Genomic DNA, 12,661 nt, shown 5'->3' with positions numbered 1-12,661 from the left:
CATCATGAAAAGTATATTGACTCAAATTTTTCAAATACGATTTCTACTTTTAACAGTATTACTAATTACTACAAATTGTGCTAGTAGCCAGACATCAAAAAAGGAAGATCAAAAAAAACCAAACATTATCTACATTTTAGCTGATGATTTAGGTATTGGTGATGTTAGCCTTTATAATGAAAAAAGTAAAATACAAACGCCCAATTTAGATAAAATGGGTAAAGAAGGTATGCAATTTACAGATGCACATACCTCTTCTGCTGTGTGTACGCCAACCAGATATGGTATTTTAACAGGACGATACAATTGGCGAACACCTTTAAAAGAATTTGTAACTTGGGGAAACTCACCATCTTTAATAAAGAAAGAACGATTAACAGTTGCTCAATTACTAAAAGATAATGGCTATAAAACAGCAAGTATAGGAAAATGGCATTTAGGTTTAAATTGGTCTATGAAAAATGACAGTCCAGAGTTTGATCATTTTTCAGACAAATCTGAGCGTTTAAATTTCAAAAATATTGATTATAGTAAACCTTTAAAATTTGGACCTAATGATATGGGATTTGATTATTCTTATATGATTTCAGCCTCCTTGAACATGCCTCCTTTTGTGTATATAGAAAACAATAAGGCAACCATGATTCCTACAAAAATAACAGAGAGAAGCAGAAAAAAATATCCTTTTAGCAGTTGGATAAAAGGAGATGTTGCTGATGATTTTAAACATGAAGAAGTACTTCCCAACGTTGTAAATAAATCAATTTCATTTATTAAAGAGAATGCCAATAAAGAAAAACCTTTTTTTATGTACATTCCATTGCCTTCTCCACATAATCCTGTGTTACCAATTGCTCCTTGGAAAGGACAAAGTGAAATTGGCAGTCCTTATGCAGATTTTGTAATTATGATTGATGATTTAATGGGTACTATCTTTAAAACATTAAAAGAACAAGGAATAGACGAAAATACAATAGTCATTTTTACAAGTGATAATGGTTATGCTACCACCAATGATTTAAAAACTTTAAAACAGCAAAAACACAGTCCTAGTTATATTTACAGCGGTTACAAAGGAAGCTTTTTAGAAGGTGGTCATAGAGTTCCGTTTTTAGTAAAATGGCCAGGAAAAATTAAACCCAACTCGGTTTCTGATGCAACCATTTGTACTACAGATTTTATGGCAACTTGTGCAGATATTATTAACTATGATTTTAAAGATAATGAAGCAGAAGATAGCTACAGTATGTTGCCTTTATTAACCAATGAAGGAGATTACCTAAGAGATGCAACCATACATCATGATAAATATGGCGTTTTTGCCATCAGAAAAGGGGATTGGAAATTAATTGTATCGCCAAATTCTGGAATTTCGGCTTCAGGTGAAACTAAAAAACATAAAGATATTTTAGCAGATGAGATTCTGTATAATTTAAAAACAGATATCAAAGAAAGAAATAACGTTGCAGGTCAATTCCCTGAAAAGGTAAAAGAATTAAAAGAGCTATTAAGCCAACAAATTAGAAACGGAAGAAGTACTCCCGGAAAAAAACAAGATAACGATGCTATTACAGGGGAGTGGCCTCAAGCAAATTTTGCATTTAAAAAATAAATTCACTTCTAAATACTAAAATAAAAACACAAATGAAAACATTAAAATTTCTTTTCATATTAGTTTTAGCAATCTCTTGTAAGTCTCATGCTTCAATCAAAAAACAAGATACTATTGTTAAAAACACCGCTCCTAATATTGTTTATATTTTAGCAGATGATATGGGGTATGGAGACCTTTCCTCTTTAAATTCAGAGTCAGGAATTCAAACACCTCATATGGATAAAATATTAAAAGAGGGCGTTCATTTTACAGATGCGCATACAAATTCTTCGGTTTGTACACCAACTAGATATGGAATAATTACAGGACGTTATGCTTGGAGAAGCTCCTTAAAAAAAGGGGTTTTAAATGGTTATAAACCAGCTTTAATTGAAGAAAGTAGACCCACTGTTGCCTCTTATCTTAAAAGCAATGGTTATACAACCGCTTGTATTGGAAAATGGCATATCGGTTTAGGTCTACAACCAAAAGATGGAGACAAATCTATAAAAGCTAAAGATGGATTGAGTAATGTAGATTTTTCGAAAAGAATAAAAGATCCAAGTTATTTAGGGTTTGATTATTCATACATTATTCCTGCTTCTTTAGACATCCCTCCTTATCTTTATATCGAAAATGGAAAAGCTGTAGAATTACCTACAGAATATACAACAGAGAAAAGAAAAGGTAGAGGTCTTAGTTGGAGACCAGGAGAAAAAGCACCTAGTTTTGTTTTTGATCAAGTATTAGATAATTTTACAAAAAAATCGGTTTCTTTTATTGATGATCAAAAAAAAACAGATTCACCTTTCTTTCTTTATTTTGCGTTAACAGCACCTCATACTCCTTGGTTGCCGGTAGGTGATGCTGTTGGTAAATCTAAAGCAGGAGATTATGGTGATTATGTTACTATGGTAGATGATGCTGTAGGTGCAGTTGTTACTGCGTTAGAAAAATCTGGTCAATTAGAAAATACATTAATTATTGTTACTTCTGATAACGGATCTAATTGGACAGAAAGAGATAAAGAAAAATTTGCTCATCGTGCAAATTATATTTACAAAGGTCAAAAAGCAGATATTTATGAAGGCGGTCATAGAGTGCCTTATATTGCAAAATGGCCAGGTGTAATTCCTGCAGGATTGGAATCTAATCAATTAATGTGTACAACCGATTTATTTGCAACTTTATCAGGTATTTTAAATCAACCAAAAGTAGAAAAAGGCGCTGATGATAGTTACAACATGTGGCCTGCTTATACTTCTAATGTAAAAACACCCATTAGAGAGGCTGTAGTACATCATTCTATGTACGGTATGTTTTCTATCAGAAAAGGAAAATGGAAATATACTCCAGAATTAGGTTCAGGTGGTTTTACAAAACCAAAAAATGTAGAAGCAAAACCCAATGAAGCTACAGGAACTTTATATGATATAATTAATGATCCAGAAGAAAAAAACAATTTGTATAAAGAAAATCCAAAAGTAGTTGCAGAATTAAGTAGTCTTTTAGAAAAGTATCAAAAACAAGGGTATAGTAATAAATAGGAAGACAGCAGAGTTATGACACAATCTAGAAAATTTAATTTTTCATTAGTAATTCTATGTATCACATTTCCTTTTTTAAAAGGAATTGCGCAAACAGAAGATCAATCTAACGGAGCGTATCGCGAAGTTTACATTAACAAAACTTGGGAAAGGTTAGATGAAAACAAAGACGGTAAATTTACGGAGGAGGATAACAAACGCATCTGGAAACATTTAAATAAATTATTAGACAGTAACGAAGATGCCCTAATTAGCTTTGAAGAATTTTCGACTAAAAAGCAAGTTCCGTATTTGAAGACAGAGGGAAAAAGAAAGTTAAATGTTCTGTACAAAGTTACCAAAGAAGAGGATTTATATTTAGATATTTATTATCCTAAAACGTTAAAAGAAGGAGAGAAATTACCTGTAGTGATATACACACATGGAGGTGGATGGGCAGCAGGCAGCAGACACGGAGCAGCGAATGCTTCTTTTAAAACCGTACATACAGCACTTTTAGAAAAAGGATTTTGTGTGGTTTCTGTAAGTTATAGACTTTGGAAAAATGGCGGAAATACTACCATGAGAGATTGTGTAATAGATAGTAAAGATGCTATGCGTTATTTGTCTAAACATAACAAAGAACTAGGAATTGATGCCAATCGTTTTTTCTCATTTGGAGATTCTGCAGGTGGTCAAATAGCACAAATGTTATTACTAAGTGCTCCTGAAAGTTTAAAAGGAGCAAAATCATTAGAAAAATATACTTATAAAATGGTTGCAGGAGTTTCTTGGTATGGGCCTTGCGATTTTGAAGATATTAGTTTATTCAATCATGATGATAGCCCAAATTTTAAAGATAGATTTGGTGCAAGAATAACAAAACCAGATACCAAACCGAAAGACAAATTATTGCTCTATAAGGAAATGAGTCCGATTAATTATTTACATAAAAACAGTGCTCCGTTATTAATGATTCAAGGAGACAAAGACACTACCATTCCAGTAAAACACGCTTATTATATGGCAGAAAAAGCGAATGAGTTTGGAGCACCTGTAACCACATTAATTGTGAAAAATGCAGGACATAATTGGCGAAAAGTTGGTGCGGATATTAATCCTAATAGAGGAAATATTGAACAAAGTACTATTGATTATTTTGTTTCTCATTTATAATTAATTAAAGCAAATAAACGATTGATTAGAGAAACTATTGTTTTTAGTTTAGCTTTAAATTTGTTTATAGACTTGTAAACATTATGATAAATGACACGATTGTGTATGCATTCTTAAAATACTATTAACGTTAGTAGTTTAGTCTGTTCATAAGTATAACTATTTAAAAAGTATAACATAAAGTAAAATAATCATGAATAAATTTAGTTTTTTTAATGTAAAATTAGTTTTTTTAGTAACGTTGGTATCTGTTTTGTCCTCATGTGCACAAAATAAATCAGCAATTGCACAAAACAAATCAAATAAACCAAACATCGTATTTATATTATGTGATGATTTAGGTTATGGAGAAATACAAAGTTTAGCTCCAGAAACAAGTAAAATTAAAACACCTCATGTTGATAAACTAACCCAAGAAGGGATGGTTTTTACGGATGCTCACTCAGGGTCTTCTGTTTGTACACCTACACGTTATGGAATTATGACAGGGCGTTATAGCTGGCGTACAAAATTGCAGAGTGGAGTGGTATCTGGTTTTGCTCCAGATTTAATTAAAGAAGATCGTCCAACGGTTGCAAATTTTCTTGGTAATCAAGGTTATAACACTGCAATCATAGGTAAATGGCATTTAAACTTTCAATATGTAGATTCTATTTCGAAAGAAATAATAAGAAAAAAAGGAAGAAACTTACCACCTGTGGGTGCTACAATACCAGATGGACCTATTAATAGAGGATTTGATTATTATCATGGTTTTCATCATGCAGGTAGTATGAAAGCAGTTCTAGAAAACAACAAAGTAATTCTTCATGAAGATGAAATTAATATGCTGCCTCGTTTAACAGCAAAATCTGTAGAATACATTAATAATCAAGCAAAAAATAAAGATGGAAAACCATTTTTTCTATATGTACCTTTAGGTTCGCCACACACGCCAATTGTACCTTCAATAGAATGGCAAGGTAAAAGTGGACTTGGGAATTATGCAGATTTTGTAATGCAAACAGATGCAACAGTAGGCGCTATTACAAAAGCACTAAAAGATAATGGATTGTCTGAAAATACATTGGTAATTTTTAGTAGTGATAATGGTACTTCTAAAGCAGCAAATATAAAAGGACTTGCTAAAAAAGGACATATAGTAAGTGCGGGATATCGTGGTTCAAAATCTGATTTATGGGATGGTGGACATCGTGTGCCTTTTATTGTAAGATGGCCTGGACAAGTAGAAGCCGGTTCTGTAAATAATGATTTAATCTGTTTAACAGATATGTTTGCTACATTTTCGGAGATAACAGATGTTGCTATGCCGAGCAAAAGTGGAGAAGATAGTGTAAGTTTTTTACCAGCACTAAATGGAGAAGCTATCAATAGCACGAGAGATGGTGTAATCCATCATTCAATTTCTGGACATTTTGGGTATAGACAAGGAAAATGGAAATTGTTATTATCTAGAGGGTCAGGGGGGTGGAGTTCACCACAAGAAGATGATACTACATTAGATAATATGCCTATTGCTCAGTTATATGATATGGAAAACGATGCAGCCGAAACAACTAACTTATATTTAGAGCGTCCAGAAATTGCTGAAAAGCTATTACAGCTTTTAGAAAATGATATTAAAAATGGAAGAAGTACAACGGGGGAGTTTTCTCAAAATGATATTGATAATATAATTTTATGGAAAAAAAGAACTGTTAGTAGGAGTAAGAAAGCAAAAAATAAAAAGAAGAAGGCTAAAAAATAATTTTATCTAAAAAAATTAAATGTCAAAACTAAAGATTTTATTACTGTCACCATTTTTCCTTTTGTTAGGAAACAAAACTCATGCGCAACATCTTTGGTTTGAAAATGAAACAGAAACGGAAAATATAACATTTTCTAGAACAGTAGATGGTACTTTTACTACAGCTGAAACAAATCCAGATGTTAGTGGAGTAAATACAAATACAAAAAGTTCTAAGTTTGTTAGAGATGCAAATGTTACTAGAGGATTTACCTATTTTGAGTTGTTTACCCCGCTAACAACTGCTTCAAAATATACAGTAACTTTAAAAGCTTACATAAATGTTGCCACTTCAGATTTATCGTCTGAACCAAATCGTTTACGTATCTATTTACGAAATACCACTACTGGAGATTTTAAACAGGTAACAAAAACATTTACAATAGGTCAAGCATGGGAAGATTTCTCTTTTGTTTTTGATAAAGCTGATTTCACAACAGAAGGTTTAGGAAGCGGAGGGTATAATCAATTAGATATTGGTTTTGGAAACGGACAAGAATCAACATCTACAATAAATTATTATATAGATCAAATTCACGGATCCATACCACAAGTACCCCTTGAAGAAGTTCTTAAAGGTTCTTGGGGAGGTCGTTTTTACGTAAGAGCAGGTGAAGATTTAGATGACTATGTTGATAATAGAAGTTATGATTATATTGCAGGAGCGCAAGAAATTGCAGACAGTTATCCTACAATGGGGCATGTACTAACCAATGCTACCAATAATGCAAATGCACAATTATGGACTTTAAGAACAAATCCTAATGTAGATGAGGTTATGGGAGCCGAAAATTCTATTGTAGATGAAGAATTTGTGCCTAGTCTAGCCAAAGAGCAAATTATTATTGATGTTATTGATATCTTTAAAAATTCAGGTAAAAAAGTTATTTTATATGTAAATACGCAAAGTCCAGCAAATAGAGCGACAGCAGCAGGAGCAGTAGCTTGGAATAATTATGTAGATACATATTTTGCTGGTGATGGTCATGCAGCATGGATGAACTATTGTGAAGGTTATATAAAACGTTTTACAGAAATAGGAGTTGATGGATATTGGTTTGATTCATTTGGAAGTTATAATATTAATAATAGTCTTGGAGGTGCTGATATTGCGAGTACTACTGAACAAAAAGCTGAATTTGTAGAAATGATTCGTAATGCCGCCCCTAATGCTACCATAACAACCAATATTGATAAGGATTCTTTTGTTGATGAAAACGGAGATTTAATATTGGTAGATACTGATGGAATTGATGAAACGGTAGGTGTTGATGGAACTGGTGATGATCCTAATAGAGACTATACTATTATAAAGATGACAGCAACAAACCCATGGTCAGATTTTACAGCAGGACATATTACGCCGTTAGGGCAAGGAGCTCCGCCTAATTCTTGGGCTTATGAGGAGTTTACAGTACCAGATATTGAATCATCTCCAATATCTATATATGAAAATGAAAAACAAACATTAAAACATTTGTTTTTACCGCTAAGAGCCACTTGGTCTAGCGAAAGATCAGATTTAATGTTTGATAATGAACAAGCGTATCGTTTTGCGAAAAGAATTACAGATGCAGGAGGATCCGTTACATTTTCAAATACAACATCTACAGATGGTACTACCTCAGAAGATGAAGTAGAAATATTAACATTTATGGATCAACAATTTGCTATTAATGCAGATGCAACTGTTTATGAACGTCCGGAAGGGGCATTTCTTGTTGGAGAAGAAGTTCTTTCTACAGTGACTAACGTGCTTGAGGATTTTTCTCTTAAAGTATTTCCGAATCCAGTAAAAGATGTTTTTAAATTATCTAAAGAATTCAATTCTCTTACTATCTATGCAATTACAGGTGAAAAAATATTACAATTTTCAGGAAATAAAGAAAGTTTTGATGTTTCAAACTTAAATTCTGGATTCTACATAATCAAGGCATATGTAAATAATAATTTAGAAGTAATTAGATTCCTTAAAAGATAATCGTTTCAGGAAGAGTTTTCTTTCTTCTGACATAAATAAGTTTATTAGAAAAAATTAAACCTCAATTAGAAGTATCTAATTGAGGTTTAATTTTTATTCATGAAATAGAATTTATTCCAAATAAACTTAAGGAATGGTTACCTCAAAAACTTTAGAACCATAATCTCTTACTGCTGTAATCTTTACGGTTTGTCCAGAATACTCTTTTAGGAACTTTTGTAAATGTGCAATATTTGAAATTTTATGTTTGTTTAATTTTTGAATCACCCAATCTTTGTTCAATCCGGCATCTAACCACATTTTTCCTTTTTTAGGATTCAAAGACTCAATATAACAACCAAAATTATATCCACCAGTAGCATCTATTAAATCAGGATCATCTGCAATGTTAATTAACAAAGCGCCATTCACTTCTTTTTGAAGTGCTTTTTTAATTTTTGTAGTCTTTCCTTCAGCAACAGTTTCTTCTGCATACTTACCCGTAAGTAAAGTAGCTAACCAACTAGGGTAGGTAACTTTTTTAACTTTTGTAAATTCAACTTCGTTTGTAAAACCAACAGGAATTCCATTAGAATCAAAGGTTCTAGCGCTCAACAACGTTGATTCATTAATTTTAAATGGATCTGTATATTTTATTGAACTCATTGTTGGTTCTGATCCATCCGTAGTATAATAAATATTAGATTTTTTTCCTGCTCTAATATCGGCCTTTAAGCTTACAATAGTTTCGTTTTCAAAATCACCTCCAAAAGGTAATATACGAGTCATTGTATGACCGAACTGATCCATTGGGAAGTTTTTAAACCCTGCCTTTAATGCTGGAGAATTCTCTTTAACTTGATAATTTCCATTAATCGGATCTACAAAATTTGGATTTGCTGAAACAGCATTTAGATCATAACCTTCCTTATTCCAAGCTTCCATGTTCTGATTTGGTGACATCTCAAAATTATCAGGATAATTAACGTTCCAATACGTGTTATTGTCATAGTTTTCACTCCATTTAACCTTTTTAGACAATCCTACGCCTCGAATAAAGTTTTTAGTAGGTACATTTTTTCCAGGTAGTGTTCCTGCAATCACAAAAATGTTTTTATAAATCTCGTCTTCTGAATATTCTGGCCATACATGCCATCCAGAAGGAACTGCACTTACGGTAATATTATTGTACACCTTACGGCCCATACCATCTCTAAGTTTAATGGTAGAACCTAAGTTTAGATTATTATAGATTTCGTAATAACTAGAGCCATCATCTAAATCAATCGTCCAGTTTCCTGCACTAATAGATTTTCTATAATTGGCTATTCTGTTATTTCGTAAAATAGTGTTATCAATAGCATCCAATCTTGTTAATTCCTTTATAAAATGCTCATTCGTTCCTCTACCACCTTTCCATTGTCTTTCTCGTCCCCAAGAATTAAAAGGTCCATGTTCTCCTGTTTCTCTAACGGTTTCCCAAATATCATTAAATTCAATAAGGTGTCCTCCCCAAGTACCATCGTTAATACATATTCCTGCACGTGGACAGTTATAAATGGTATTGTGAGACGCTGTAATTTTATGACTCATAGAAATATAAACGCCTGCCACTTGTTTACCAACATCACCAAAATCGTGCATGATACTATTTTCAACAGTACATTCTTTTGGATAATCAGGTGTTTTAGGTCCTGCTTCTAAATCCATGTTTTCACGCATGTGATTCCAATTCTTTCCATCCATTAATCTGTCATCCCAAGTTTGATAAAAACGAACTGCTTCGGGAGAACCAACAAAACATACGGCACTTTCTCCAGTATGTACAAATCGACAACCGCTTACTTTATTGTTACGATTGTAAGCACTCATAAATACACCATTTCCTCCTACATACTCAAAATTACAGTCTTCAATTAACAGGTTTTCTGTACCTTCCATAAAAATGGTACCACCTCTGTGAATAGCCCAATCGCCACGAGCAACTGGCTCATAAGCCTCCATAAACGTATAATTGGTTTGTGTAAATTTGAATCCTTTAAACTGAATGTTTTTTACAGGTGATTCTTTAGTGCCCTTCAACTGAATCATATCTTTTATAACAGGAACTTCAATTTTAACGTCACTTAATTTCACGCCTTGCATCGGATAATAGTAAAGCGTACTAGTTTTGTTGTCTAAAAACCATTCCCCAGGAACATCTAGTTCCTCAAAAATATTTTCAACAAAATAATAAGACGCATGACTTTTTTTTCCTCCAATACCATGTGTTCTCTGTAGTTGCCAACCACCTTCGTTAAGGTATATTCTACTTTCTTCTTTATTGATTGATTTAAGTCTGTACTGCATATTTCCCCAGTTATGACTTTGGAAACCATGCACAATTCCTGTTTCTGGATTGCTCCATGTTTTATCCGAAAAAGTTTCAGGATCGTAGGAAAACCATTTGTCATATCGTTTGTCTGTACCTCCTGTTACTTGCAGGTATCCTTTCCCGTCACGAAGTGGATTCTCATAATCATAATTAGGAAAACGTGCTCTTACTTGACGGACATCATTAACAAATAATTGATCCATAGACAATCCACTTGGAACTTGAGTTTTATAAATACCTCCTTTGTGTTTTTTCCATTTTAAAGATGCTAATTGACGAGAACCTTTTACAACAACCTTTTCTCCTGGAATTGCAGAAAATACAACTGGTTTTTCTGTTGTTCCTGAATATTCGCTACCCAAGGTTAGCGTTTCATCAATATAATATTCCCCTGCAGAAAACCATACGGTTACAGTTTCTTTGCTCGCATATTTTTTTACTTCCAGTAAGGCTTTTTTAAAGCTTAAATAAGGACTGTTTATTGTGCCTGAATTCGCATCATTTCCTTTGGGAGATACATAAATATCTTTCGCAAAAGAATTGCTAAGCATTAACAGAACTAGAAGGATTGTTAATAAATTTCTGTTTATTATCATCTTATAAAATTTAATTTTCGTTTTAAATACGAGTGTTGATTTTTAAATCTTATTCCTCAAATGAAACAACAACCTTATCTAAAATTGGTTTTGATTCATTTTCTGTTGTATCTGTCATTTTAACCTCAAATTGAAAACCATATCCTTTAGGTAAGTCTGAAAAATTCATTTGCGCAGGAGTTTTTTCAATTTGCTTAGAGAAACCTTTGATATAATCATACTGTTCTTTCACAACTTGCCAATCACTCCACTCATTCACCAATCCATCATTAGTGGTATCTACACCCATTCTTACTTCTACAGTTTCCACCCAAGGACCAGTACTTACATAATCATTTCTTGTTTGGGTAAGCAAGTAATATTTACCTTCTGCAAACATGATATCTGGATCTGGATGTCCTTGACCTATATTACCACAAAACTCAAATTTTTTATTGATGTTATCAGAAGTAAACCAAGCAACACTCATATGCTTACCACCTGTCTTACCTGCTGGATCATAATCTGCGAATAAATAATATTGACCACCGATAGAAATAGAAGCCCAATCTCCAAAAGAATTTTGTTCTGGCTCATGGATTTCGTATTTACCAAAAGAAACGACGTCTCCTTTTTTGATTCTTTGTCTCGGAATATCAACTGGTGACGCTTTTCCAGGATAGTTATCTGGGTCTTCCTTAAACCAATGAGGATGTGCATATTCAGCAAATTTTCCTGTTGGTTTGGTACGTTCATCTACAGGTGGGTTTAAAATTTTAAAATCATTAAAACCATCTTTACTAACAGCATGCGTTGCTAAGGGCGAATCCCAAGCATGCGTAGAAGCATCAATAGGCGACCAATCTTCAGCTATAATATGAAAATTACCTTCTAAATCTCTAATAACTGCACAATCAGAACCATCTGAAGGATCCTTAAAAGCCATGCCCATTTTTTTACCAACAATACCATCAGTTAAGTTTTCATCAATAAGTAAATGCGGATCTTGATCGTTTGGAAAATCGTAATAAAAATAAAATTTTCCATCAATATATTCTGCAGAAGTTACCCAACGAGAAGACATATCGGATATAGGTCCATAATGCACCCAGTTTTTCATATCGATACTATGCCAAGCATGATATCCCTTTAACGGTTTTTTTAATCCTGATGGAGCATCAAATTGATTTTTAAGATGTGTTGTTTTTAATACAACATCATACCCTTTTAAGATGGTATCCTTACTTTTAAAATCATTCGGTCGTTTATTATTCTTTCTAGTATCATATTTACCAAACATCCAGTAATTTCCATCTCCTAACTGTAATGCTACAGGGGCATCGCCTAAATTTGCTGGTGCTGCAGTAGGAATTTGTTCCCAATTTAACCATTCTGGTGATTGAGAAAATGTAATAGATTTTGCAGCTCTTTTTTTTGCAAACTTTTTCATGGCGCTTTGAAATACGGCTTCCTTTTCAGTAGGAATTACTTTTCCTTTGCTGATTTCTAAATTTGTTTTTGTAGCTATATTTTCTTGCCAGTCTTTTTGAGACTCAATAGTCCAAGTATTTTGTGCTTGTAGCGCTCCGTTTACAGTAAATAAAGCAAATGTAAGCAGTAAAAAAGCTTTGTTTATTTGTGTTCTGTTTTTCATTTTTATTATATTATTT

At 32.9% G+C, this 12,661-nt stretch carries 7 protein-coding genes; 5 read left to right on the top strand and 2 right to left on the bottom strand.

Annotated elements, in window-relative coordinates:
* Positions 1 to 4 precede the first annotated feature (4 nt).
* From H0I27_RS14450 to H0I27_RS14430, 5 genes are all read left to right on the top strand, one after another.
* Entirely contained in the window at positions 5 to 1,612 is a 1,608-nt protein-coding gene (locus tag H0I27_RS14450; RefSeq protein ID WP_218731322.1) for an arylsulfatase, read from the top strand.
* A gap of 32 nt (positions 1,613 to 1,644) precedes the next feature.
* Positions 1,645 to 3,141 carry a sulfatase-like hydrolase/transferase gene (locus H0I27_RS14445; protein WP_218731321.1) on the top strand — a complete coding sequence of 499 codons (1,497 nt, stop codon included), beginning with the start codon at positions 1,645 to 1,647 and terminating at the stop codon, positions 3,139 to 3,141.
* 15 nt (positions 3,142 to 3,156) lie between these two features.
* Positions 3,157 to 4,296: an alpha/beta hydrolase fold domain-containing protein gene (locus H0I27_RS14440; protein WP_218731320.1), complete on the top strand. Its 1,140-nt coding sequence runs from the start codon at positions 3,157 to 3,159 to the stop codon at positions 4,294 to 4,296.
* Positions 4,297 to 4,489: 193 nt separating this feature from the next.
* The gene (locus H0I27_RS14435; protein WP_218731319.1) at positions 4,490 to 6,043 is read left to right on the top strand and encodes an arylsulfatase; all 1,554 of its coding nucleotides are present in this window, start codon (positions 4,490 to 4,492) and stop codon (positions 6,041 to 6,043) included.
* A gap of 19 nt (positions 6,044 to 6,062) precedes the next feature.
* Entirely contained in the window at positions 6,063 to 8,063 is a 2,001-nt protein-coding gene (locus H0I27_RS14430; RefSeq protein WP_218731318.1) for a T9SS type A sorting domain-containing protein, read from the top strand.
* Between the two features lie 126 nt (positions 8,064 to 8,189).
* On the opposite strand, the gene H0I27_RS14425 is transcribed toward H0I27_RS14430, so the two are convergent.
* Together H0I27_RS14425 and H0I27_RS14420 are read right to left on the bottom strand one after the other, a co-directional pair.
* Positions 8,190 to 11,012: a chitobiase/beta-hexosaminidase C-terminal domain-containing protein gene (locus H0I27_RS14425; RefSeq protein ID WP_218731317.1), complete on the bottom strand. Its 2,823-nt coding sequence runs from the start codon at positions 11,010 to 11,012 to the stop codon at positions 8,190 to 8,192.
* Between the two features lie 49 nt (positions 11,013 to 11,061).
* Positions 11,062 to 12,645 carry a hypothetical protein gene (locus H0I27_RS14420; protein ID WP_218731316.1) on the bottom strand — a complete coding sequence of 528 codons (1,584 nt, stop codon included), beginning with the start codon at positions 12,643 to 12,645 and terminating at the stop codon, positions 11,062 to 11,064.
* Positions 12,646 to 12,661 lie beyond the last annotated feature (16 nt).

Origin of the sequence: Polaribacter sp. HaHaR_3_91 (genome assembly GCF_019278525.1) — a bacterium.
Lineage (GTDB): Bacteria > Bacteroidota > Bacteroidia > Flavobacteriales > Flavobacteriaceae > Polaribacter.
The sequence above is the reverse complement of the archived record's forward strand: the minus strand, read 5'-3'. Positions and strand labels throughout refer to the sequence as shown.

Bases quoted from the DNA above. Each gene is read 5' to 3' on its own strand.
- H0I27_RS14435 (WP_218731319.1), top strand. From the start codon at position 4,490: ATGAATAAATTTAGTTTTTTTAATGTAAAATTAGTTTTTTTAGTAACG.
- H0I27_RS14420 (WP_218731316.1), bottom strand. From the start codon at position 12,645: ATGAAAAACAGAACACAAATAAACAAAGCTTTTTTACTGCTTACATTT.
- H0I27_RS14450 (WP_218731322.1), top strand. From the start codon at position 5: ATGAAAAGTATATTGACTCAAATTTTTCAAATACGATTTCTACTTTTA.
- H0I27_RS14440 (WP_218731320.1), top strand. From the start codon at position 3,157: ATGACACAATCTAGAAAATTTAATTTTTCATTAGTAATTCTATGTATC.
- H0I27_RS14430 (WP_218731318.1), top strand. From the start codon at position 6,063: ATGTCAAAACTAAAGATTTTATTACTGTCACCATTTTTCCTTTTGTTA.
- H0I27_RS14425 (WP_218731317.1), bottom strand. From the start codon at position 11,012: ATGATAATAAACAGAAATTTATTAACAATCCTTCTAGTTCTGTTAATG.
- H0I27_RS14445 (WP_218731321.1), top strand. From the start codon at position 1,645: ATGAAAACATTAAAATTTCTTTTCATATTAGTTTTAGCAATCTCTTGT.